The sequence below is a fragment of the Streptomyces tagetis genome, assembly GCF_018069565.1.
GTDB lineage: Bacteria > Actinomycetota > Actinomycetes > Streptomycetales > Streptomycetaceae > Streptomyces > Streptomyces tagetis.
The window spans coordinates 514,436-537,214 of sequence record NZ_JAGPNL010000002.1 but is presented as its reverse complement, the minus strand read 5'-3'; the positions used below and the strand labels follow the sequence as shown (position 1 = coordinate 537,214).

Below are 22,779 nucleotides of genomic sequence, written 5' to 3'. Positions count from 1 at the left end.
CGACGCTAAGACGGCGATCACCACGCGTACAGCTAAAGATTCTTACGTATCCTTAGCCTTCGTGATGACGACGGCGCTCGCGGGACTCCCGCTGGACCAGGTACGGACCCTGCTGGCCGTGGTGGACGAGGGCACGTTCGACGCGGCGGCCACCGCGCTGCACGTGACGCCGTCCGCGGTGAGCCAGCGGGTGAAGGCGCTGGAGAAGCGCACCGGCCGGGTCCTGCTGACGCGCACCAAGCCGGTGCGGCCCACCGAGTCCGGCGAGGTGCTGGTGCGCCTGGCCCGTCAGGTGGCGCGGCTGGAGCGGGACGCCACGGCCGAACTGGGGCTGAGCGGCGCCGGGGAGCCGACGCGCGTCTCCGTCGCCGTCAACGCCGACTCCCTCGCCACCTGGTTCCTCGGGGCGCTGACGCGGGTGCCGCCGGAGGCGGGGCTCTGTTTCGAACTGCGCCGTGAGGACGAGGGGCACACGGCGGCCCTGCTGCGGGAGGGCGCGGTGATGGCGGCGGTGACGTCCTCGCCGGACCCGGTGCCGGGGTGCTCGGTCCGCGCGCTGGGCCGGATGCGCTACCTGCCCTGCGCCTCCCCCGGCTTCGCGGCCCGGCACCTGGACGGCCCGCCGGCCGAGGTGATCGCGCGTGCGCCGGTGGTGGTCTTCGACCGGCGCGACGACTTCCAGGACGCCTTCGCCCGCCGCCTGGGCCTGCCCTCCGCGAGCCGGGCCCGGCACCACGTGCCCACCTCGGAGGGGTTCGTGGAGGCGATCGCGGCCGGCCTGGGCTGGGGCATGGTCCCCGAACCCCAGGCCGCCCCGCTCCTCGCCGCCGGCCGCCTCACCGACTTCGCGCCGTCCCTGGCCACCGACATCACCCTCCACTGGCAGCAGTGGCGCCTCGACTCCCCCGCCCTCGCCGCCCTCGCCGAAGCGGTGGCGGAAACCGCCACCGCGACCCTCCGCCCCTGAACAACCGCTCGAACGGACCCCGTCCCGGGGTCCACGGGACGGCCGCGTCGTAGGCTCCCGGGCAGTGGGGGTGTGGCGTGGAAAGGAGCGTGCCGTGGCTGTTCGTGTGCGTCGGATCTACGATTCGCCCGAGCCGGAGGACGGGGTGCGGGTGCTCGTGGACCGGCTGTGGCCCCGGGGCATGGCGAAGGACGCGGCCCGGATCGACGAGTGGCCCAAGGGGCTCACCCCCTCGTCCGAGCTGCGCCGCTGGTTCCACGCCGGTGACGGCTCCTACGAGGAGTTCGCCCGCCGCTACGAGGCCGAGCTGGCCGAGCCCGAGGCGGCGCGGCTCGTGGACCATCTGCGGGAGCTGGTGCGCTCGGGCGACGTGACGCTGCTGACGGCGTCCAAGTCGCCCGACCGCAGCCAGGCGTCGGTGCTGCGCGGCGTCCTCGACGGAGGCTGAGGCCCCGTACCGGTCAGGCCGTCTGACGGGCCGCCGCCCGGCCCGCGGCCCGGCCCGAGAAGAGGCAGCCGCCCAGGAACGTGCCCTCCAGCGCGTTGTACCCGTGCACCCCGCCGCCGCCGAACCCGGCCGCCTCCCCCGCCGCGTACAGACCGTCGACGGGGGTGCCGTCGGCGCCCAGGGCGCGGGAGTCCAGGTCGGTCTGGATGCCGCCGAGGGTCTTGCGGGTGAGGACGTGCAGCTTGACGCCGATGAGCGGGCCCGCCTCCGGGTCGAGGACGCGGTGCGGGGTCGCCACCCGGCCCAGGCGGTCGCCGACGTAGCGGCGGGCGTTGCGGATGCCCTGGACCTGGGCGTCCTTGGCGTACGGGTTGGCCATCTGGAGGTCGCGGGCCTCGATCTGGCGGCGGATGAGGGCGGGGTCGAGGAGCGGCCGTTCGGTCAGCCCGTTCATCCGCTCGACGAGCGACTCCAGGCCGGGCGCGGTCACGAAGTCGGCCCCGCGGCGCAGGAACGCCTCCACCGGGGCCGGTGCGCCCTTGCCGAGCAGGCGGCTGCGCAGCACCCCGGCGCGGTCCTTGGCGGTGATGTCCGGGTTCTGTTCGGAGCCGGAGAGCGCGAACTCCTTCTCGACGATCTTCCGGGTGAGGATGAACCAGGAGTGGTCGTGGCCGGCCAGGTCCTCGGCGGTGCGCAGGTGGCGCAGGGTGCCGAGGGTGTCGTACCCGGGCAGGTACGGCTGGGGCAGGCGGCGGCCGAGCGCGTCGAACCAGAGCGGCGACGGCCCGGACAGGATGCGGATGCCGTGGCCGGGCCAGATCGGGTCCCAGTTGCGTACGCCCTCGGTGTAGTGCCACATGCGGTCGCGGTTGACCAGGCGCGCGCCCGCCGCCTCGCTGATGCCGAGCATCCGGCCGTCGACGTAGGCGGGGACGCCGGTGACCATCTCGGCGGGCGGGGTGCCGAGCCGCGCGGGCCAGTGGCGGCGCACGGTGTCGTGGTCGGCGCCGATGCCGCCGGAGGCGACGACGACGGCCTGGGCGCCCAGCTCGAACTCGCCCACCGCCTCCCGGCCGGAGGCGACCCCGCGGGGTGAGGCGTCCTCGGCCAGGAGCGTGCCGCGCACCCCGCGCACGGCGCCGCCCTCGACGACGAGTCCGTCGACGCGGTGCCGGTGGTGGAAGGTGAGCAGCCCCTCGCGGGCGGCCTCCCGGGCATGGCGTACGAAGGGTTCGACGACGCCGGTCCCGGTGCCCCAGGCGATGTGGAAGCGGGGCACGGAGTTGCCGTGCCCGCCCGCGCCGAGGTCGCCGCGCTCGGCCCAGCCGACGGTGGGCAGGAAGGTGATCCCGTGCCCGGTCAGCCAGGACCGCTTCTCCCCCGCCGCGAACTCGACGTACGCCCGTGCCCAGCGCACCGCCCAGGAGTCCTCGTCCTCGGTGCGGTCGAAGGCGGCGCTGCCCTGCCAGTCGCTCCAGGCCAGCGCGAAGGAGTCCCGGACCCCGAGGCGGCGCTGCTCGGGCGAGTCGACGAGGAAGAGCCCGCCGAAGGACCAGAACGCCTGGCCGCCGAGGTTGGCCGCGTTCTCCTGGTCGACCAGGGCGACCTTCCGGCCGCGGCTGGTCAGCTCGTGGGCCGCGACCAGGCCCGCGAGTCCCGCTCCGACCACGATGACGTCGGCATCCATGGCGCCCGTCCCTTCCTTGGCATCGGCAATCGGTGTGTGGTGTCGGTGTATCGGTACGTCGGTGGGTCCGTTCAGCGGGGTCCGGTGACCGGGCCCCCCGCGCCGGTGAGCAGCGCGGTGAGGAGCCGGCGCAGCCAGGCACGGGCGTGCCCGGTGTTCCGGTCCAGGAGGAGCTGGGTGGTGACCCCGTCGTAGGCGGCGACCACGGCGTGCGCGGCGCCCTCGGCGTCGCCGAGGACGGCGGGGAGCGGGAGGTGGTCGCGGGCCCGGTCGAGCCGGTCGGCGATCGCGCGCCGCAGCCGCGCGCGGTGTTCCAGGAGGGTGCGGGCGACGTCCGGGTTCCGGGCGGCGTGCACCAGGAAGTCGGTCTTGACCAGGAGCCAGTCCCGGTCCAGGAGCAGGACCTCGGTGACGCGGTCCGCGGCGGCGGGCACGTCCAGGTCGGGTCCGTCGAGGGCGAGGGCGCCGGCCACCTGCTCGGCGATCAGCTCGGCGCGCTCCCGGTAGAGGGCGAAGAAGAGGTGGTCGAGGCTGTCGAAGTTGGAGTAGAAGGCGCCGCGGCTGTAGCCGGCCGCCTCGCAGATCTCCTCGATGGAGACGCGTCCGAAGCCCTTGGCGGCGAAGACCCGGAAGGCGGCGGCCAGCAGGTCGGCCCGGGTGCGGGCGCGGCGCCTGGTGACCCGGCGGGCGGGCGCCGCGGCGTCCACGCACTCGACTCCGTCCACGCGGCACCCCTCGCCTTCTTCCCTCCCGGTCACGCCCGCGCGCCACCGGATACGCGAATGTATCCGATACGGCGGTGTATCGGGAACACCCGTGCGGGCACCCCCGGCGGCCATCTGCGGGCACCCCCGGCGGTCATATCGGGCAGGCATATAGAACAGATATTCGATCCAGGAGTACGCTGGCCCCATGGCCACGCACCACCTCCAGGGATCGCTCTTCGACCAGACGGACGAGATCCGGCTCGGCCCGCTCGACGGGATCACCCGCACCCCGCTCGCCTCCGGGGCCTGGATCGACGTCCTGCCCGGCTGGCTGAGCGGGGCCGACGCCCTCTTCGAACGGCTCGCCGCCGACGTGCCCTGGCGCGCGGAACGGCGGGCCATGTACGACCACGTCGTCGACGTGCCCCGGCTGCTCGCCTTCTACGGAACGGACGACCCGCTCCCCCACCCCGTACTGGACGAGGCCCGCGACGCGCTGTCCGCCCACTACGCCGGCGAACTGGGCGAACCCTTCCGCACCGCCGGCCTGTGCCACTACCGGGACGGCCGGGACAGCGTCGCCTGGCACGGCGACCGGATCGGGCGCGGCGCCCGGCAGGACACGATGGTCGCCATCCTCTCCGTCGGCGCCGCGCGGGACCTGCTGCTGCGTCCGGTGCGCGGTGGCGGGGCGACGGTGCGCCGCCCGCTCGGCCACGGCGACCTGATCGTGATGGGCGGTTCCTGCCAGCGCACCTGGGAGCACTGCGTCCCCAAGAGCACCCGGGCCGCGGGCCCCCGCATCAGCGTCCAGTTCCGCCCGTACGGCGTCCGGTGACGCCGAAGGCGCACGGCGCCACACCCCGCCCTGGTTGACTGGCTCTCCTCAACGCCGCCTGGAGTACAGGGAGAACGATGCGCGCGGACGTACGGCAAGTCGCGGACGGCACCTACCTGGTGCACCGCAGGGACGCCAACTGGGTCATCCTCACCGACGGCGACGCGGTGACCCTCGTCGACACGGGTTACCCCGGGGACCGGCAGGCGCTGCTGGACTCCCTGGCCGCCGTGGGCAGTTCACCCGAGGCGGTGGCGGCGGTGCTGATCACCCACGCCCACGCCGACCACCTGGGCTCCGCCGCGCACCTGCGGGCCGCCCACGGCACGCCCGTCCTGATGCACGAGGCCGAAGTCCCCCATGCCCGGGGCGACTTCCTCCAGCAGATCACCGGCACCACGGTGCTCCGCAACGCCTGGCGGCCCGGTGTGCTGCCCTGGACGGCGCGCGTGCTCCGCTCCGGCGGGACGCGCCGGGTCCCGGTGGCGGACCCGGCGCCCTTCCCGGCGAAGGGGGCGCTCGACCTGCCCGGCCGGCCCGTCCCGGTGCCCACCCCCGGGCACACCGACGGCCACTGCGCCTACCACCTGCCCGGGGCCGGTGTGGTGATCTCCGGTGACGCGCTGATCAGCGGCCACGGGACCTCCCGCCTGCACGGGCCCCAGATGCTGCCCGACATGTTCCACCACGAGCGGGCCCGCGCGCTGGCCTCCCTGGACCGCCTCGCGGAACTCGACGCCGACGTGCTCCTCCCCGGGCACGGGCCCGCGCACCACGGCCCGGTGAAGGACGCCGTGCGCCGGGCGCGGGAACGGTCGCGGTAGCGCGGCCCCGCCCCGCGACCCGGGGGCCGATCCGGACGGGCGCGCATGGTCTCCGGGCGGGCTTCGGGTCAGGTGGCGGAACGTGCGTCCCAGGTGTTCCGCAGGGCCGTCAGCGCGTCGTCCCCGAGGAGCAGGTGCGTCGTCCTGCCCGGCAGGGTGGGCAGCTGCGCCCAGTGGGTGATGGTCTCGTCACTGCGGGGGCTGTACGGCAGACGGACGACCTCGTCGGAGTCGACGAAGCAAAGTCCGTGTGCTCCGTCCCGTTCTCATCGCAGTGCAGAGCGATGAAGACCATCGGCCTCACCAGCCAGAAGTCCTCCCCCGACGCCGCTGCCGTACCGGGCTCGGCGAAGGGGTCGGGCCGGTACCGACCGGTGATCGCCGCCGCCACCGGAGAACCGCTCGGAGGCAGCCCGTCCCGTACGTCGACCCACGTCACCACGGCGTTCTGGTACGTCATGTCCACCTCTGCTCAGGCACTCGGCACACGGTCTCGCGTTCTGTGCCGTCCGGTCAGGGGCACTGCCCCGACCCGCGGCATCGGGCAGGACGCCTCCGGCCCTCGCCAGGTTGCCCGGACGGCACATGTCCGACCGGCGGCAAGGCTTCGACCCGGATCACCTAGAGTCGGGGCCATGGCCTTGCAGATCAGTGCCACCAACCCCGAACACCCCGCGCTCCTGCTCCGACTGCCCTGGCACCTGCCGTTGGAGGAGTGGCCCGAGGAGCACCTCGTACCGCTGCCGCGCGGCATCTCCCGTCACGTCGTGCGCTACGCCAGGGCCGGCGACGAGGTCATCGCCGTCAAGGAACTCGCCGAACGGCCCGCGCTGCGCGAGTACCGGCTGCTGCGCGACCTGGACCGGATCGGCATCCCCGCGGTGGACGCGCTCGGCGTGGTCACCGGCCGCGCCGACGACGCGGGCCGGCCGCTGGAGCCGGTGCTGATCACCCGCCACCTGGGCGGTTCGCTGCCCTACCGGTCGATGTTCGAGACGACGCTGCGCCCGGCGACCATGCACCGGCTGATGGACGCCCTGGCCGTGCTCCTGGTCCGGCTGCACCTCTCCGGGTTCGCGTGGGGCGACTGCTCGCTCTCCAACACGCTCTTCCGGCGCGACGCGGGCGCCTACGCCGCGTACCTCGTCGACGCCGAGACCGGGGAGCTGCACCCCCGGCTCAGCGAGGGCCAGCGGGCCTACGACCTCGACCTCGCGCGGGTCAACATCAGCGGCGAACTGCTCGACCTGGAGGCGTCCGGGGCGCTGCACCCCTCCGTCGACCCGGTGGGCTTCGGCACCGAGATCTGCGTGCGCTACGAACGGCTGTGGGAGGAGCTGACCCGGACCTCGGTCTATCCGGCGGGCAAGCACCACTACATGGAGCGCCGCATCCGGCGCCTCAACGACCTGGGTTTCGACGTGGCCGAGATGCAGATCGAGCGCGCCCCGCACGGCGACACGGTCACCTTCGTGCCCAAGGTGGTCGACGCGGGCCACCACCAGCGCCAACTGCTGCGGCTGACGGGGCTGGACACGGAGGAGAACCAGGCGCGCCGGCTGCTCAACGACCTGGAGTCCTGGATGGCCACCCAGGACGACCACGCGCCGCCCGGCGCAGCCCGGGGGGCCGGGGCCCGGCCGGAGGTGCTCGCCCACCGCTGGGTGCGCGAGGTCTTCCGGCCGACCGTGCGGGCCGTGCCGCCCGCACTGCGCGGCACCATGGACGCGGCCGAGGTCTACCACGAGTTGCTGGAGCACCGCTGGCAGCTCTCCGAGCGGGCCGGGCAGGACATCGGCCTGGAGGCGGCCGTCGCCGACTACGTCGCGCACGTCCTGCCGAAGGCCGCCGCCGTCCCACGCCCCGCGGGTGACCCGCACGGGTCCGGACCTGCACCGGCGGCGGACCCCACCCGCGGCTGACCGGCTCGGCTCCCGGCGCCCGCTCAGGCGTGCGGGACCACCGCCACCGGGCACTGCGCGTGGTGCAGCACCCCGTGCGCCACCGAGCCGATCCGCGCGCCAACGGCCGTACGGCGGGCCCGGCGCCCGACCACCATCAACTGCGCTTGCCCGGCCACCGACAACAGCACCTGCCCGGCGCTGCCCATCTCCACGTGCTCGACCACCCGGACGCCGGGGAAGCGCTCCCGCCACGGTTCCAGCGCCTCGGAGAGCGCCGTCCGCTCGTACGGCTCCAGGCCGCCCGCCTCGTCGAGGAGCTTCATCGACCCCGGGCTGTAGGCGAACACCGGCGGCAGCGTCCACGCCCGCACCGCGCGTACGGAGGCGCCGCGCGCGGCGGCGGTCTCGAAGGCGAACCCGAGCGCGTCGGCGCTGTCCTCCGGCTCCCCCTGCTGACCGACGACGACCTCGCGGCCCCCGGCCTCGGCGTCGGCCCGGTCCCCGGCCCGTACGAGGACGACGGGCCGCTCGCTCCCGGCGATCACCTGCCGGCCGACGGAGCCGAGCAGGAAGCCCACGACGGGCCCGTGGCCGCGCGAGCCCAGCACCAGCGTGCCGGAGGCGGCGGCCTCCTCCAGCAGCACGGCGGCGGCGTCGCCCTCGCGTACCTCGGTGCCGACCTCCAGGTTCGGGTGGCGTCCGGCGACGGTGCGCGCGGCGGCCTCCACGGTCTCGCGCACCCACCGCTGCTGGGTCTCGCGGTCCCCGGCGTCGACGGCGTGCCGCGTCTGGAAGCGCCAGGCGTGCACCACCCGCAGCGGCGCGTCCCGGCGGACCGCCTCCCTCGCCGCCCAGGCCAGCGCGGCCAGGCTCTCGTCGGTTCCGTCCACCCCTGCGGTGATCGGGCGCGTCATCGGTTCCCTCCCTGTCGTCGGGTCACGTCCATCGGGGCCAGTCTTCACCACCCGCGCCGCCCCACCGCGCACCGGGAGCCGCCCCGGCCGGGGACGGGTGCCGTGCGGCCGGGAACACCCGCCCTCCGGCGGACGTTCACACGGCACCCCCACCGCGGCGCCCCACCGCAGCAGCGACGACGACCACGACCGAGGGCGGCAGGATGAGCGAGTTGGTACCCGGTGGCAATCTGACGGTGCCGGACGGGCCCCTCGACGTGCGGGTGCCCGGCGGATTCGACGTCTCGGCACTCGTGACGGACGACGGCGGCAAGGTGGCGGGCGACGCGGACTTCGTCTTCTACAACCAGCCGGACGCGCCCGGTGCCCACCTGCGCGGGGACACCCTCGCCCTCGATCCGGCCGGGCTGCGGCCCGGCGCCACCCGGGTCACGGTCGCCGTCACCGCCGCCGACCCCGGCACCCCGCTCGCCGGCCTCCCCTCCCCCACCCTGCGCGTGAGCGGCCCCGGCGGGGCGCCGGTGGCCCGGTTCACGCCGCCGGGCCCGGGGCCGGAGACGGTGCTGCTGCTCGCGGAGTTCTACCGGCGCGGCGACCGGTGGAAGCTGCGCGCGCTCGGCCAGGGGTACGCCGACGGACTCGCCGGACTCGCCCGGGACTTCGGCGTCGACGTCGCCGACGAGGCGGACCGGGCCGCCGGCGCCGCGACCCCGGCACCCGCCCCGGCCGGGCCACCCGCCGTCGACGCGGGCGGCGACCCCGACGGCTTCCTGGGCCTCGTCAACTCGGCGCGGGCCGCGGCCGGTTCACCGCCCGTCGCGCGCGACGCCCGGCTCGCCTCGGCGGCGCGGGCGCACGCGGAGGCGATGGCCGGGGCGGGCGCGCTCGCCGTCGAGAGCCGCGACGGCGTCTCGGTCCACCAGCGCGTCGTCGCCGCCGGGTTCGCCTACCTCACCGTCGGCGAGCACCTGGTCCTCGGGCCGCGCACCGCCGCCGAGTTCGTCGGTTCCTGCCGGGAGACCGAGGGCGCCCGCCGCACCCTGCACGAGCCCGTCTTCACCCACGCCGGATGGGCCCACGCCACCGGGCCCTCGGGCGACACCTACTGGACGGTGCTGTGGGCGGTGCCGCTGACGCCGGCCGGGCTGGACCGCACCACGGCCGAGGTCGTCGCGCTCACCAACCGGCGGCGGACGGCGGCCGGACTGCGCCCGCTCGCCCCCGATCCCCGGCTCGCTGCCGCCGCGCAGGCGCACAGCACGGCCATGGCGGAGCGGGACTTCTACGCCCACACCGGCCCCGACGGCGACCGGCCCTGGGACCGGGCCGCCGCCGCGGGCGCCACGCACCGCCGCGTCGGCGAGAACATCGCCTGCGGGCAGCGCTCCCCCACCGCCGTCGTCGAGGGCTGGATGAACAGCCCCGGGCACCGCGCCAACATCCTCAGCGGCGACTTCACCCACATCGGCGCCGGTCTGGCCGGCGGCGGCCGGGCCGCCACGTACTGGACCCAGCTCTTCGGCGGCTGACCCGCGCCCCGCCCCGCCCGGCACCCCCGCGTCGCACGCCCCGCCCGGCACCAGTTCAGGAACCGCCCGCGCGAAAACCGGCACCGATCTTGGCAGACCGGACGATCCGGGTCAGGATGCCCTCATGAAGGGTGACCTGTTTTCCAGCCGGCACATGGTGCATCCGGCCACCGCGCCGGGCATGACCGTCGAGAACCCCAAGTGCGTCCGGTACGTGGTGAACGGCGAGATGCTCGCCCGCCAGGGCGCGATGATCGCCTACCGGGGCGGCCTCCAGTTCGAGCGCAAGGGCCAGGGCGTGGGCGGCATGCTCAAGCGGGCGGTCACCGGGGAGGGGCTGCCGCTGATGACGGTGCGCGGCCAGGGCGAGGCGTGGTTCGCGCACGAGGCGCAGAACTGCTTCATCGTGGAGCTGGAGCCGGGCGACGAGTTCACCGTCAACGGCCGCAACGTGCTGTGCTTCGACGCGTCGCTGTCGTACCGCATCTCCACCGTCAAGGGCGTGGGCATCGTCGGCGGCGGGCTGTTCAACAGCGTCTTCACCGGGCACGGCAAGCTGGGCCTGGTCTGCGAGGGCGACCCGCTGGTCATCCCGGTCTCCCACCAGTACCCGGTCCACGTCGACACCGACGCGGTGGTCGGCTGGTCGGCGGGGCTCTCGACGTCGCTGCACCGTTCGCAGTCCGTCGGCTCGATGCTGCGCGGCGGCTCCGGGGAGGTCGTGCAACTCGTCCTCCAGGGCGAGGGCTTCGTCGTCGTCCGGCCGAGCGAGGCGACGCCGCAGAAGGCGCAGCAGCACTGAGCGTGCGCGCGGCGACCGGCCCCGGGCACGCTGTTGACCTGGGGCGGTACCACGCGAAAAGCTGCCCGGGGCGCGGAACACCGCCCGTGCCGGAAGGAAGACTGCCTTGATCGGGATCACCGGGATCGAAGCCGCGGCCGAGCGGATCGCCGGACATGTCGTACGCACCCCGACCGTGCCGAGCCCCGGGCTGTCCGCGCTGCTCGGGGTCCCGGTCACCGCCAAGCTGGAACTGCTCCAGCGCACCGGGTCGTTCAAGGCGCGCGGAGCGGTGGCGAAGCTGCTGACGCTGACGGAGGCCGAGCGGGCCGCCGGGGTCGTGGCGGTCAGCGGCGGCAACCACGGCATCGCCGTGGCCGTCATGGCCGCCGCGCTGGACGTGAAGGCCACCGTGGTCATGCCCCGGTCGGCACTAGCCCGTTCCGTCGGCATCGCCGAGGAGGCGGGGGCCGTGGTGCGGCTGACCGACGGCATGGACGGCGCGTTCGCGCTGGTGGACCGGTTGCGGGAGGAGGGGCTGACGCTGGTCCACCCCTTCGACGACCCGGTGGTGATCGCCGGGCAGGGCACGGTGGGGCTGGAGTTCGCCGAGGACGCCGGCGAGCTGACCGACGTCCTGGTCAGCATCGGGGGCGGCGGGCTGATCTCCGGGGTGGCGGCGGCCCTGCGCGCCCGGCGGCCCGGGGTGCGGGTCTGGGGGGTGGAGACCAAGGGCGCCGAGTCCATGTCCCGGGCGCTGGCGGCGGGCGGGCCGACGCCGGTGGAGCTGTCGTCGATCGTCACCACGCTCAGCGCGCCGGCCGTGTCGCGGCTGACGTACGAGATGGTGTCGGAGCTGGTCACGGAGGTGCTGGTGGTGCCGGACCGGGAGGCGGTCGCGGGATCGCTGGAGTTCGCGGAGCACGCGAAGCTGTGGACGGAGCCGGCCGCCGGATGCCTGCTGCCCGCGGCGCGGCGCGTGGTGGAGCGGGTCGGCGACGGCGCCCGGATCGGGCTGGTGGTGTGCGGGGGCAACGCGCAGGCCGGTGACATGGCCGCCTGGACGGACCGCTTCGGCCTGCGCTGACGCCGGGCGACCGGCCCCCGCGCCCCGCACCGGCGCCCGCGACGTCCGGTGTCGGCGGGCGTCGGCGGGTGTCCGTCGTTTCCGGGCGGCCAGGGCGGGGACTCGCCGCCGCATGGTGCGAATCGGATACACGATGATGACCGAGCACGCCGGGCCCCGGGCGCTCGTGGACCATCTGGTGGGGGCCGAGGAGGCCGGTTTCGACTTCTCGGTCACCTCGGACCACTCCTTCCCGTGGCTGCGCTCGCAGGGGCACGCGCCCTACGCCTGGAGCGTGCTGGGCGCCGCCGCCCAGGCCACGTCGCGCATCCCGCTGATGACCTACGTGACGTGCCCGACGTTCCGCTACCACCCGGCGGTGGTCGCGCAGAAGGCGGCGACGCTCCAGTTGCTGTCGCGGGGCCGCTTCCGGCTGGGCCTCGGCGCGGGCGAGAACCTCAACGAACACGTGGTCGGCGGCGGCTGGCCCGCCGTGGACGTGCGGCACGCGATGCTCCGCGAGGCCGTGGAGATCATCCGCGCGCTCTTCGAGGGCGGCCACGTCAACCACCGCGGCGAGCACTTCGACGTGGAGTCGGCCCGGCTGTGGGACCTGCCGGAGACCCCGCCGCCGATCGGCGTCGCCGTCTCCGGGGAGCAGTCCTGCGCGCTGGCCGGCGAACTCGCCGACCTGGTCATCGCCACCGAGCCCGAGCCGGAGCTGCTCAGCGCCTTCGACCGGCACGGCGGCACCGGCAAACCGCGCGTCGGCCAGCTCCCCGTCTCCTACGACCCGGACCGCGAGGCGGCGGTCGCCCGCGCCCACGACCAGTTCCGCTGGTTCGGCGGCGGCTGGAAGGTCAACGCGGAGCTTCCGCACCCGGACGCGTTCGCGGCGGCGACGCGGTTCGTCACGCCCGAGGACGTCGCCGCGTCGATCCCCTGCGGGAACGATCCGGCCGCCTTCGTGGACGCCGTACGCCCGTACGCGGAGGCCGGGTTCACGGAGATCGCGCTGGTGCAGACCGGCGGGGAGACCCAGCCGGCCTTCCTGGACTGGTCACGCACGACGCTGCTGCCGGCCCTGCGCGACACGCTGGGCGAGGGGTCCTGAAACCACCCGTGCCGGGGGAATCACCCGCTTGCGTGAGCATCGGGCGGTCGGACGGGGTACTAGCCGCCCTGTGTCCGACCGCACCCGTCCTCCCGGAGGTCTCCCGTCGTGAACCGCCCCGTGCGCACCACCCTGGTCGTGCAGCTCCAGGCGGGTGAGACCGACCGCTTCCCGGTGCTCGCCCACCTCGGCTACGACGCCGCCGACCCGTTCGCGCTGACCGTGGTCTTCGCCCACGACGGCCGGGTGCTCGCGCGGTGGACGCTGGACCGGGAGATGGTCGGCGAGGCGCTGCTGCGGCCGGTCGGCGTCGGTGACGTGCGGATGCGGCCGGAGTCCCGGGGGCTGTGGGAGGAAGTGCGCCTGGAGTTCCTCGGCGACACCCGTCCCGACGGGCGGCGGCACCGGGCGGTGGTGTACGTCTGGGCGGCGCCGGTCGCGGCGTTCCTGCGGGAGACGTACGCGGTGGTACGGCCCGGGGAGGAGGAGGTCCGCCTCGACGACTTCCTCGCCCAGGTCATGGCCGAGGGCTGACGGCCCGGAGGCGGACCCGGGGACCGGGCGCCGGGGTGCTCCGGCGCCCGGTCGGGCGCGTCCGGGCGCCGGTCACCAGCGGTTCTCGACCTGCTCCTTGACGCGCCGGTCGTAGAGGCCGCGGATGGCGTCCAGGGTCTCGGCGGACAGCTCCGGCAGCCGGGCGGCCCGCGTGTTGGCGCGGGCCTGCTCGGGCGAGCGGGCGCCGGGGATCACGGTGGTGACGCCGGGCTGCCGGATGATCCAGCCCAGCGCGAGCTGGGCCGGGGTGTACCCCTCGGGGGCGAGGGCGGCGAACTCGGCGGCGGCCTCCACACCGGTGGCGAAGTCGACGCCGGAGAAGGTCTCGCCCTGGTCGAACGCCTCGCCGTGCCGGTTGAACGAGCGGTGGTCGTTGGCGGCGAAGACGGTGTCCTCGGTGTACTTGCCGCTCAGCAGCCCCGAGGCCAGCGGCACCCGGGCGATGATGCCGACGCCGGCCTCCCGGGCCGCGGGCAGCACCTCGCGCAGGGGCTTCATCCGGAACGGGTTGAGGATGATCTGCACGCTGGCCACGTTCGGGCGGGCGATGGCGGCCAGCGCCTCGGCGCAGGTCTCGACGCTGACGCCGTAGGCCGCGATCCGCTCCTCCTCGACGAGGGTGTCGAGGGCGTCGAACACCTCGTCGGTGGAGTAGACGGGGGTCGGCGGGCAGTGGAGCTGCACGAGGTCGATCACGTCGACGCCGAGGTTGCGCCGGGAGCGGTCGTTCCACTCGCGGAAGTTGTCCAGTACGTAGTTCTGCGGGAGCTGCTCGACCCGGCGGCCCATCTTGGTGGCGACCAGCACGTGCAGGTCGGGCCGGCCGCGCAGGAAGGCGGCGATGGTCTGCTCGCTGCGGCCGTCGCCGTAGACGTCGGCGGTGTCGAAGAAGGTCACCCCCGACTCGGCGGCGGCCTCCAGCACCGCGAGGGCCTGCTTGTCGTCGACGTCCCCCCAGTCGGCACCCAGTTGCCAGGTGCCGAGGCCGATCACGGAGGCGTGTTGATCCGACCTGTCGAAAGTGCGCTCGTCCATGCGGGCCAGTCTGTCATCCGGAACGGCCCCGTCACCCCGGGGTGCGACAACCGGGAGCCGCTGGGCCCTAACGGCGGGTGGTGAGGGTGCGGGACTGCACCGTGCGGGCCACCCGGGGGCCGAGCCAGCGCTTGGCCCGGCGCAGGGGCTCCAGCCGGCCGGCGGCGCGGTCGAGCCGGTAGTAGAGCCGGGGCGGTGTGTAGGGCAGCAGGGGCGAGTGGCGCTGGCCGAGCAGGGCGAACATCTCGTGCGGCGGCAGCCCGAGGTAGCGGGGCAGGTTCTCGTACCAGCGGGCGCTGTAGCGGGCCGCGCTCTGCACGGGGAGCAGGGCGGCCTTGCGCTCGCGTTCGTAGGCGCCGAGGGCGGCCGGGAGGTCCGCGTGGGCGCGCAGGGCGCCGGCGAGGGCGATGGCGTCCTCCAGGGCGAGGGTGGTGCCGGCGCCGATGGAGTAGTGCGTGGTGTGGGCGGCGTCGCCGAGCAGGATGAGGTTGTCCTTGGACCAGGTGCGGTTGGTGAGGGTCCGGAAGGTGAGCCAGGGGGCGGGCGGCGCGGCGGAGGTGGGGCGCGCGGTGAGCGGGTGGCCGTCCAGGACGTCGGCGAAGAGCTTCTCCAGCAGGATCAGCCCCTCGGCCTCGTCGGCCCGGTCCAGTCCGAGGCCGGTCCAGGTCTCGGGGGCGCATTCGATGACGCAGGTGCTGCCCTCGGCCCCGTATCCGTAGCCGTAGGCCCAGATCCAGCCGTGGTCGGTCTCGACGAAGGCGAAGGTGAAGGCGTCGAAGACCTGGGGGGTGCCGAGCCAGACGTAGTGGTTGCGGCCGGCCCGGATCTCGGTGCCGAAGTGGCCGGCGTGCCGGGTGCGCAGCGCGCTGCGGACGCCGTCGGCCGCCACCACGAGGTCGGCGTCGGGCAGGTCGTCGCCGGTGACCTCGTGGTCGAACTCCAGGTGGACGCCGAGCGCGCGGGCGCGGGCGGCGAGGACTTCCAGCAGGCGGTGGCGGCCGATGCCGAAGCCCTCGTCGCCGCTGTGCCGGGTGGTCAGGTCGCGGACGTGGGCGACGCCGTCGCGCCACCGCACGGAGTTCTCCTCGACGGCGCGGGCGGACTCCGGGTCGTGCGCGTGGAGCCGGTCGAGGAGTCCGCGCCAGTAGGTCACGCCCCAGCCGTAGGTGGAGCCCTCCGGGTTGCGCTCGTGGACGGTGATGTCGTGGGACGGGTCCTGGAGCTTGAGCAGGATCGAGAGATACAGGCCGGCGGGCCCGCCGCCGACGCAGACGACCTTCACACACACCCCTGAATACACTCAAATCGGTCATTTAGTGACGCAAGACCGCAGAGTAGCAGTCAGAAGGCGGCTCTCCGGTGCGCCGGGGCAGCGCGATTCGCCCCGGCGGAGGGGGGTGACGGCAGGGGGTGCGCTGTCGTCGGCCTACGGCTGGGCCGCGGCCACCGTGCGGCACTCCGGGTGGCCCCAGCCCTGGTCGTTCTTGGTGATGGGCTCGCCGGCCGCGTAGGAACGGCCGCAGACGCAGCGGCCGGGGAACTTCGCCTTCAGGGTGCGCGAGGACGAGCCGCCGCCCTTGCCCGCGGGCTTGCGGCGCGGGGCCTTGCGCGCGGCGGGGACGTCCGGCGCCGCCGGGGGCTCGGGCGAGCCGAGCGCGCTGCCGGCCTCCTCCTGGGCGGTGGCCGCCTGGCTGGCGGCGCGGTCGGCGAAGTCGTTGAGCGGGTCCCCGTCGACCTGGTGGGCGGGGACGTAGCGGAAGTCGACCGCGCGGCCGTCGAGCAGCCGGTCGATGCGCACGACCAGTTCCTGGTTGGCGACCGGCTTGCCGGCGGCGGTCTTCCAGCCGTTGCGCTTCCAGCCGGGGAGCCAGGTGGTGACGGCCTTCATCGCGTACTGGGAGTCCATCCGGACCTCCAGCGGCACCTCGGGGTCGGTCGCCTCCAGCAGCCGCTCCAGGGCGGTGAGTTCGGCGACGTTGTTGGTGGTCCGGCCGAGCGGCCCCGCCTCCCAGCGGACCGGCGCCTGCGAGGCGTCGGCGACGACCCACGCCCAGCCGGCCGGTCCCGGGTTTCCCTTCGAAGCGCCGTCGCACGCGGCCACCACACGTTCACGCATGGAACCGATCATGCCATGGCGGGGCGGGGCCCCCGGACCGCGCTCAGTCGACCTGGTGCAGCTTGGGCATCTCCCCTTCGGTCTTCGAGGTGTCGATCACCGAGAAGTTGGCGCCCTGCGGGTCGCTGATGGCGGCGAAGCGGCCGAAGGGGGTGTCCATCGGCCCGAACCGCAGCACGCCGCCCAGCTCGGTGGCCCGGGAGACCGCCGCGTCGCAGTCGGCGACCCCGAAGTAGACGTTGATGTAGGGCGGCATCCCGGCCGGGAAGTCGTCCGTCATCGCCATCCGGCCGATGGCGGGGCGGTCGCCCAGCTCGAAGACCCGGAAGTCGACCGCGTCGTCCTCCATCTGCTTGGCCTTGTAGGAGAAGACCGTGGGGAAGAAGGTGTCCGACGCTCCGGTCTCGCGGGTGAAGATCTCCGCCCAGCAGTACGCCCCGGGCTCGCCCATCGCCTGGAAGCCCTGGTGGGTGCCGCCCTGCCAGACGCCGAAGAGGACCCCGCCGGGGTCACGGGCCAGGCACATGGTGCCGAACTCGCCGACCTGCATCGGCTCCATCAGCATCTCGCCGCCGGCGTCGCGAATCCTCGCGGCGGTCGCGGCGGCGTCGGGGGACGCGAAGTAGAGACACCACTGCGAGTGGCCCTCCTGTCCCGGCATGGGCGGTACGACGGCGGCGACCGCCTTGCCGTCCTTGTAGCACTGGGTGTAGTTGCCGAACTCCGACGAGGACTCGCCGAAGGTCCAGCCGAGGACTTCGCCGTAGAAGCTCTTGGCCGCCTCCAGGTCCGAGAACATCGCGTCGGCCCAGCACGGGGCGCCTTCGGGTTGTACGGCCATGACTGCCGCCTCCGTTCGAGGAATTGCTGTGCTCTGTCGGGAACCGACCCCTTTCTCACGCTAGCCATCCCGGCGCGGACCCGCGCGGGGACGGGGCGCCGGGCGGGCCCCGGCGCGGCCGTCACCCACCGGCGTGGGCGCGTTCCAGGGCGGCGATGTCGAGCTTGCCCATCGTCAGCATGGCGCCGGTCGCCCGTGCCGCCTTGGCCTGGTCCGGGTCGCGGACCATCTCCAGCAGGACCGCCGGGACGACCTGCCAGGACACCCCGAACTTGTCCTTGACCCAGCCGCAGGGCCCCTCCTCGCCCCCGTCCTCGGTGAGCCGGGCCCAGTGGTAGTCGACCTCCGCCTGGTCCGCGCAGAGGATCTGGAAGGAGATCGCCTCGGTGAAGTGGAAGTCGGGGCCGCCGTTGAGCGCGACGAAGCGCTGTCCGTTGGCCGTGAACTCCACGGTCAGCACGGAGCCGGCCGGTCCCGGACCCGCCTCGGTGTACCGGGTGACGGGGCCGAGGCCCGCGTCCTTGAAGACCGACACGTAGAAGCGGGCGGCCTCCTCCGCCCGGCCGTCGAACCAGAGACACGTGATGAATCCGTCGGTGGTCATGGGTTGCCTCCCGGAGAGTGGAACACCGTCACCCAGGCAGACCCTCCGGCGCCCCGGAACTCATCGGCGGTCCGGGAACCGGGCGGAAAGGATCACGAAGGGCGAGCGGAGGGTGCGGTGTCGCCATTCTGCGCCCCGAAGAGGCTTCTTTCAGCCAGAGCGCGGCAGCGGTCCGAGTGCCCCTTCGGGGTCCCGCGGCTAGCCTGGAGGCGATCGCGGGGTCCCGCACCGGGCGAACGGGGTCGCGTTCACGCCACCGGGGTCACCCGGGGGGCATGGGCGGTGACAGCCCGGGTACCCGCACCACGGGAAAGGACCCGGCAGGAGCGGTCCGACCGTGAACTTCGTGGGAGAGGCAAGGGTGAGCGCAGTGATCCGGCCCAGCGCACAGGTCGTCGAGAAGACCACCGGGAGCACGACGGGCGAGGGATCACTGCCGGGTGTCGAGGACCCCCGGGCCGTGGCGCCCCACGACGCCCGGCACCTCTCCCGCCCCTTCTTCCAGCGTCTGGCCGCGCTCGAAGAGGGCACGCACGAGTACCAGTACGCGCGCAACACCCTCATCGAGATGAACATGTCCCTGGTCCGCTTCGCCGCCGGACGGTTCCGCGGACGCGGCGACGACATGGAGGACATCGTCCAGACCGGAATGATCGGCCTGATCAAGGCCATCGACCGGTTCGAGCTGTCGCGCGAGGTCGAGTTCACCTCCTTCGCGCTGCCGTACATCGTCGGCGAGATCAAGCGGTTCTTCCGGGACACCACCTGGGCCGTGCACGTGCCGCGCCGGCTCCAGGAACTGCGGGTGGAACTCGCCAAGGCCCGCGAGGAGTTGTCCAGCCGCCTGGACCGCGAGCCCACCGTCGCCGAGCTGGCCACCCTGATGAACATCGGCGAGAAGGAGGTCGTCGAGGGCCAGATCGCCTCGAACGGCTACAACTCCTCCTCGCTGGACGCCGCGCTGACCGGGGACGGTCCCGAGAACGGCGAGTCGGTCCTCGCCGACTTCATCGGCGTGGAGGAGCAGGGGCTGCGGCTGGTGGAGGACTTCCACTCGCTGGCCCCGCTCATGGCCGAGCTGAGCGAACGCGACCGGCAGATCCTCCACATGCGGTTCGTGGACGAGGCGACCCAGGCGGAGATCGGCGAACGGCTCGGCTGCTCGCAGATGCACGTGTCCCGGCTGATCAAGCGGATCATCACCCGGCTGCGGGAGGGCATGCTCGGCGAACTGGGCTGCGCCTGACCGCGGCGCGGCGCGGCTGCGCCGACGGACTCCGCCCGGTCCGGCGGGTCACTCGGCGGTGAGCCGCACCACGGCGCGCACCCGTTTGCCGACCGGCACCCGTTCGACGAGGACGGCCTCGGCCAGGGCGTGGACGATCTCCAGTCCGTGCCGGCCGACGCGCTCGGGATCGCGGGGGTAGCGCTGGGGCACCGACCCGCTGCTGTCGTAGACGCAGACCTCGACGGAGGAGTCCGTGCCCTCCAGCTCCAGGATGTACGGACCGCTGCTGTGCCGGTCCGCGTTGGTGACCAGTTCGCTGACGACCAGGAGCACCGCGCCGTCGGAGCGCCGGCCGATCTCGGCGCACCATTCGGTCCGGAGCTGTTCGAGGAAGAGCGAGGCGAAGGAACGGGCCTCGGCGATGCTTCCCGGCTCGCCGGAGTAGTGCGCCGCCCGCCTCAGCGGTTCCACGGGTACGTCGAAGCCAGTCGGTATCACTGCCCCGTCCAGGTATTCGGTCATGCGTTTCTCTCTCGGAAGCCGGACTGGCCGGACGCTACTGCACCAGTCCTCGTACCCCGAGCGCGGCCCCCCAGTCCCCCCGCGCGGGCAGTGCGTGCATCGTCACAGCCGGAGGGGGAACCCGGGGCCGCTGGAGGGTGCGCGATGGACGAACTCATGACCGCGCGGAGCCTCACCACCCGGCCGGTGGTCACCCTCGGCGGTGATGCGATCGCCCATGTGAGGGACACGCTCTTCGACGCGGAGGCCCGCTGGATCACCGGATTCACCCTGACCGGGCGACGTCTGCTCTCCGGTCCGCTCCCGCACGCCCTGCCCTGGCCGTCGGTGCACGCGCTCGGCCACGACGCGGTGATGCTGCGCGACGCGCTCGGGCTGATCCCGGAGGACGCGCTGACCGGCCACCGGGGCAGCCTGCGGGCCCGCGTCCTGGGCGCGCGGATGCTGACGGAGGCGGGCGAGGCGATCGGCACCGTCGCCGACGTCGTGGTGGAGGGCGGCACCAGCGGACGGATCGTCGGCTTCCGGATCGCCGCCGACCAGCGGTTGGTGCCGGGCCGCTCAGGACACCGGCGCCGGGTGTACGTGGCGCGCGGGCCGTCGCTCACGGTCGCCGGACGCACCCTGGTCCTGCCCGAGGAGACCGTCCGGCACCTCGCCGACGACCTGGCGGGCCTGACCGCCCTGACGCGAGGCGTCCGGGGGCCCGGTGGCGGGGGAGGGACGGACACGGGGCCGGGGGCGCCGCCATGATGCTCCTCACCGAGGTGTACGGGCTGCCCGTGACGGGCCCGGACGGGCGGACGCGGCTGGGCACGGTGGCCTCCCTCTCGGTCGACGCCGGGGCGGGCACGGTGCGTCAGGTACGGGTGCGGCGGGGCCCCTTCCGCAAGGAGGCCGCGGTGTCCTGGGACGCGGTGCGCTCGGTCGGCCCGGACGGGGTACGGCTGCGGGCCGACGCCGCCGCCGACGCGCCCCGGCGCCCGCGCGACCTGCTGGGCAGCCTGGTGCTGACGGAGGCGGGGCGGGAACGGGGCAGGGTGCTGGACGCGGCCGTCGCACCGGAGACCGGCCGGGTGCTCGCGGTGTTCACGACCCGCGGCGAGCTGCCTCCGGCGCGGCTGCTGGGGCTCGGCGACCACGCGCTCGTCGTCCGCTCCGGCTGAACCCCCCTCCCCCGCGCGCACGGAACCGGCACGGGTCCGGCCGCCACCGTGGGGGACGGCGGCGCGGACGGACCGTCCGGGCGGGCGCGGGGCGCGGACGCTGCTTAGCGTGGCAGGGTGAGCGCGCGAACCCCCCTCCCCCCGGCGGTCGCCCGGCACGGCTGGGCCCAGGCCCTCGGCACGGTGCTGGCCGGGCTGGTCACCATGGGCGTGGTGGCCGCGCTCGGCCTGTGGGCCGCCGGCGCCGACGACCTGCCCCTCGGCGCCTTCCCCCGGGTCGTCACGGCGACGGTCGTCACCGCGGTCGGCGGCGCCCTGGAGGTGACCGGCAACGCCGACGGACTGGTCGGCACCGACGCCGCGCTGGCCGTGCTCCCGCTCTCCGTCACGCTGACGGGCGCCCTGGTGATCGCCTGGGGTTTCCTGCGCCCGCTGCGGCACCGGGCCGTCGCCGGCGCGGAGGAACTGGCCGGGTGGGCCGGGCGGATCGCCTTCCTGTGGCTGCTCGCCCTGATCGGCATGGCGTACGCCGCCCACCAGACGTTCGAGGTCTCCCTCGGGGAAGGGCTCCTGAGCGACCTCGGGGACCTCCTCGGCATCACCCCCAAGATCGGCTTCACGACCGACCTCGGGGCGACCGTCCTCTTCGGGCTGCTGTGGCTGGCCGGGGTGCTGCTGCTGGCGCTGCTGGTCTCGCCGGGGGCGCCGCTGCCGGGGCGGCTGCTGCGCTGGGGCGAGTCGGTGCGGCCCGCCGCGTACACGATGGTGGCGCTGCTGCTGGCCTCACTCGTGATCGGCGTCGTCATCTGCCTGGTGGTCGCCGGGACGCGGGGGCATGCCTCGCGGACACTGGCGGTGCTGCTGCTCGGCCTGCCGAACGTGGCGTGGCCGGCGCTGACGGTCGGCATGGGCGCGACCTGGGACGGGCGGGTGGAGGGGCCGTTCGGGCTGCCGATGCCGCACGTGCTCGACCAGGTACTGCGCACCCGGGACGTCTCGGCGGTGAACCTGGGCACGCTCGCCGAGCACGACGGGCGGATCTGGTGGCTGCTGGTCGCCGACGTCGTGCTGCTGCTCGCGGCCGGTTTCCTGCTGGCGGCGCGGTCGCCGGCCCGGACGCCGCCGTGGCGCCTGGCGGTGCACATGGCCGTCGCGCTGGCGCTCACCGTGCTCATGATCGGCCTGGTCGGCCGGATCTCGGCGCACTTCGGTCTGTCGGTGCTCGGCATCGGGAACCTGGGCGGGGAGTTGTCCGGCCGGGTGTTCCTGCGCCCGCGGCTGTGGGGCGCGGTGGGTCTCGCCGCGGCCTGGGGGCTGGTCGCCGGTTTCCTGGGCGCGCTGCTCGCCCACGCGGTGGGCCGGCGCTCCGGCGCGGTGCGGGGCCGGGTGCCCGGTCCGGAGGACTGAGCGGAGCGCGGGGCGCGGCCTCCCCGGGCTCCGGTCCACGTGTCACGGTCCAGGCGAGGGCTCAGGCCACGGTGACGACCAGGGGCGGGGCGGCCCGCTGCATGCGCAGGGCGTCCACCGACTCGGCGAGCAGTTCGTACTCGGTGGTCTCGTCGCCGGTGGCGATGCGGACGAGCCGTCCGGCGGCCAGCTCCTCGGCGACCGATTCCTGTCGGGCGATGTCGGCGCACCAGGCGCGCAGCACGGCGGGGACGTCGGGGGCGTCGTCCGCGAGCGGGGTCAGGGCGCCGCGCGGCAGGTGCGGGGCGTCGGGCTGCGGGTCGAGGCGCTCGGCGATCCAGGAGGCCCGGTCGCGCAGCCACCACAGGGCGAGGGCGAGGGTGGGGGCGCGGTAGGTGCCGAGGGGGACGCCGATCCGCCGGCCGTCACAGACTCCGTACGCGGTGACATGGCACAGGAATTCGTCGTGCACGGCTCCCCTCCCCCGTCGTCCGGCACGCCCGCCGGTCGGGCAGGGCGGCGGCCA

The 22,779-nt window shown here is 74.5% G+C and carries 25 protein-coding genes and 1 pseudogene; 14 read left to right on the top strand and 12 right to left on the bottom strand.

All coding sequences use genetic code 11. The annotated features are described in order from the left end of the window. The first annotated feature begins 64 nt into the window (after positions 1–64). Both J5Y05_RS10465 and J5Y05_RS10460 read left to right on the top strand, forming a co-directional pair. Positions 65–967, top strand: coding sequence for a LysR family transcriptional regulator ArgP (locus J5Y05_RS10465; protein WP_210871437.1), 903 nt, complete (start codon positions 65–67; stop codon positions 965–967). 94 nt (positions 968–1,061) lie between these two features. Next, positions 1,062–1,415 carry a DUF488 domain-containing protein gene (locus J5Y05_RS10460; protein WP_210870710.1) on the top strand — a complete coding sequence of 118 codons (354 nt, stop codon included), beginning with the start codon at positions 1,062–1,064 and terminating at the stop codon, positions 1,413–1,415. Positions 1,416–1,428: 13 nt separating this feature from the next. Here the strand turns inward: J5Y05_RS10460 and J5Y05_RS10455 are convergent, their stop codons facing one another. After that, positions 1,429–3,102 (bottom strand): FAD-binding dehydrogenase, encoded by a 1,674-nt coding sequence (locus J5Y05_RS10455; RefSeq protein WP_210870707.1) that lies wholly within the window; start codon positions 3,100–3,102, stop codon positions 1,429–1,431. A 71-nt stretch (positions 3,103–3,173) separates the two neighbouring features. Next, positions 3,174–3,827, bottom strand: coding sequence for a TetR/AcrR family transcriptional regulator (locus J5Y05_RS10450; protein WP_307853828.1), 654 nt, complete (start codon positions 3,825–3,827; stop codon positions 3,174–3,176). Between the two features lie 187 nt (positions 3,828–4,014). Here J5Y05_RS10450 and J5Y05_RS10445 point away from each other — a divergent pair, with 187 nt between their 5' ends. Together J5Y05_RS10445 and J5Y05_RS10440 are read left to right on the top strand one after the other, a co-directional pair. Continuing rightward, on the top strand, positions 4,015–4,647 hold the full coding sequence (locus J5Y05_RS10445; protein ID WP_210870705.1) for an alpha-ketoglutarate-dependent dioxygenase AlkB: 633 nt from the start codon (positions 4,015–4,017) through the stop codon (positions 4,645–4,647). Between the two features lie 77 nt (positions 4,648–4,724). Then, the gene (locus tag J5Y05_RS10440) at positions 4,725–5,471 is read left to right on the top strand and encodes an MBL fold metallo-hydrolase (protein WP_210870702.1); all 747 of its coding nucleotides are present in this window, start codon (positions 4,725–4,727) and stop codon (positions 5,469–5,471) included. Between the two features lie 68 nt (positions 5,472–5,539). Here the strand turns inward: J5Y05_RS10440 and J5Y05_RS32460 are convergent, their stop codons facing one another. Both J5Y05_RS32460 and J5Y05_RS32455 read right to left on the bottom strand, forming a co-directional pair. Continuing rightward, entirely contained in the window at positions 5,540–5,683 is a 144-nt protein-coding gene (locus tag J5Y05_RS32460) for a hypothetical protein (protein WP_307853864.1), read from the bottom strand. Between the two features lie 104 nt (positions 5,684–5,787). Further along, positions 5,788–5,931 (bottom strand): annotated as a pseudogene (locus J5Y05_RS32455) (AQJ64_40280 family protein); the annotation flags it as partial. 175 nt (positions 5,932–6,106) lie between these two features. Between J5Y05_RS32455 and J5Y05_RS10435 the strand changes: the two are divergent. Beyond that, complete coding sequence (locus J5Y05_RS10435; protein ID WP_210870700.1) at positions 6,107–7,393, top strand: DUF4032 domain-containing protein; 1,287 nt, start codon at positions 6,107–6,109, stop codon at positions 7,391–7,393. A 23-nt stretch (positions 7,394–7,416) separates the two neighbouring features. Here J5Y05_RS10435 and J5Y05_RS10430 read toward each other — a convergent pair whose 3' ends face one another. Beyond that, a complete protein-coding gene (locus J5Y05_RS10430) occupies positions 7,417–8,289 on the bottom strand; it encodes a universal stress protein (protein ID WP_210870697.1) in 873 nt (290 codons plus the stop codon). A gap of 203 nt (positions 8,290–8,492) precedes the next feature. On the opposite strand from J5Y05_RS10430, the gene J5Y05_RS10425 reads away from it, so the two are divergent. The 5 genes from J5Y05_RS10425 (at position 8,493) to J5Y05_RS10405 (ending at position 13,313) form a co-directional block, all read left to right on the top strand. After that, a complete protein-coding gene (locus J5Y05_RS10425) occupies positions 8,493–9,818 on the top strand; it encodes a CAP domain-containing protein (RefSeq protein ID WP_210870694.1) in 1,326 nt (441 codons plus the stop codon). A 124-nt stretch (positions 9,819–9,942) separates the two neighbouring features. Then, positions 9,943–10,620, top strand: coding sequence for an AIM24 family protein (locus tag J5Y05_RS10420; protein WP_210870690.1), 678 nt, complete (start codon positions 9,943–9,945; stop codon positions 10,618–10,620). A gap of 106 nt (positions 10,621–10,726) precedes the next feature. Next, on the top strand, positions 10,727–11,686 hold the full coding sequence (locus tag J5Y05_RS10415; RefSeq protein WP_210870687.1) for a threonine/serine dehydratase family protein: 960 nt from the start codon (positions 10,727–10,729) through the stop codon (positions 11,684–11,686). Positions 11,687–11,798: 112 nt separating this feature from the next. After that, positions 11,799–12,779 (top strand): LLM class F420-dependent oxidoreductase, encoded by a 981-nt coding sequence (locus J5Y05_RS10410; RefSeq protein ID WP_210870684.1) that lies wholly within the window; start codon positions 11,799–11,801, stop codon positions 12,777–12,779. A 108-nt stretch (positions 12,780–12,887) separates the two neighbouring features. Next, on the top strand, positions 12,888–13,313 hold the full coding sequence (locus J5Y05_RS10405) for an SsgA family sporulation/cell division regulator (RefSeq protein WP_210870681.1): 426 nt from the start codon (positions 12,888–12,890) through the stop codon (positions 13,311–13,313). Positions 13,314–13,385: 72 nt separating this feature from the next. Here the strand turns inward: J5Y05_RS10405 and J5Y05_RS10400 are convergent, their stop codons facing one another. From J5Y05_RS10400 to J5Y05_RS10380, 5 genes are all read right to left on the bottom strand, one after another. Continuing rightward, complete coding sequence (locus tag J5Y05_RS10400; RefSeq protein ID WP_210870678.1) at positions 13,386–14,369, bottom strand: aldo/keto reductase; 984 nt, start codon at positions 14,367–14,369, stop codon at positions 13,386–13,388. Positions 14,370–14,436: 67 nt separating this feature from the next. Beyond that, a complete protein-coding gene (locus J5Y05_RS10395; RefSeq protein ID WP_210870675.1) occupies positions 14,437–15,657 on the bottom strand; it encodes an FAD-dependent monooxygenase in 1,221 nt (406 codons plus the stop codon). A 138-nt stretch (positions 15,658–15,795) separates the two neighbouring features. Then, on the bottom strand, positions 15,796–16,497 hold the full coding sequence (locus J5Y05_RS10390) for a ribonuclease H family protein (RefSeq protein ID WP_210870672.1): 702 nt from the start codon (positions 16,495–16,497) through the stop codon (positions 15,796–15,798). Positions 16,498–16,528: 31 nt separating this feature from the next. Then, complete coding sequence (locus tag J5Y05_RS10385; RefSeq protein ID WP_210870670.1) at positions 16,529–17,326, bottom strand: VOC family protein; 798 nt, start codon at positions 17,324–17,326, stop codon at positions 16,529–16,531. Positions 17,327–17,447: 121 nt separating this feature from the next. Beyond that, on the bottom strand, positions 17,448–17,930 hold the full coding sequence (locus J5Y05_RS10380; RefSeq protein WP_210870667.1) for a VOC family protein: 483 nt from the start codon (positions 17,928–17,930) through the stop codon (positions 17,448–17,450). 361 nt (positions 17,931–18,291) lie between these two features. Between J5Y05_RS10380 and J5Y05_RS10375 the strand changes: the two genes are divergently transcribed. Next, positions 18,292–19,176, top strand: coding sequence for an RNA polymerase sigma factor SigF (locus J5Y05_RS10375; RefSeq protein WP_210870664.1), 885 nt, complete (start codon positions 18,292–18,294; stop codon positions 19,174–19,176). 48 nt (positions 19,177–19,224) lie between these two features. On the opposite strand, the gene J5Y05_RS10370 is transcribed toward J5Y05_RS10375, so the two are convergent. Further along, positions 19,225–19,680 (bottom strand): ATP-binding protein, encoded by a 456-nt coding sequence (locus J5Y05_RS10370; protein WP_210870661.1) that lies wholly within the window; start codon positions 19,678–19,680, stop codon positions 19,225–19,227. 144 nt (positions 19,681–19,824) lie between these two features. Between J5Y05_RS10370 and J5Y05_RS10365 the strand changes: the two genes are divergently transcribed. From J5Y05_RS10365 to J5Y05_RS10355, 3 genes are all read left to right on the top strand, one after another. Further along, entirely contained in the window at positions 19,825–20,433 is a 609-nt protein-coding gene (locus J5Y05_RS10365; RefSeq protein WP_210870658.1) for a PRC-barrel domain-containing protein, read from the top strand. Then, positions 20,430–20,846, top strand: a complete 417-nt coding sequence (locus tag J5Y05_RS10360; protein ID WP_210870655.1) for a PRC-barrel domain-containing protein — start codon at positions 20,430–20,432, stop codon at positions 20,844–20,846. Before J5Y05_RS10365 ends, J5Y05_RS10360 begins: the two co-directional genes overlap by 4 nt. A 117-nt stretch (positions 20,847–20,963) precedes the next feature. Further along, positions 20,964–22,253 (top strand): streptophobe family protein, encoded by a 1,290-nt coding sequence (locus tag J5Y05_RS10355; protein WP_210870652.1) that lies wholly within the window; start codon positions 20,964–20,966, stop codon positions 22,251–22,253. Positions 22,254–22,314: 61 nt separating this feature from the next. Here J5Y05_RS10355 and J5Y05_RS10350 read toward each other — a convergent pair whose 3' ends face one another. Next, positions 22,315–22,725 carry a hypothetical protein gene (locus J5Y05_RS10350; RefSeq protein WP_210870649.1) on the bottom strand — a complete coding sequence of 137 codons (411 nt, stop codon included), beginning with the start codon at positions 22,723–22,725 and terminating at the stop codon, positions 22,315–22,317. Between the last annotated feature and the right edge of the window lie 54 nt (positions 22,726–22,779).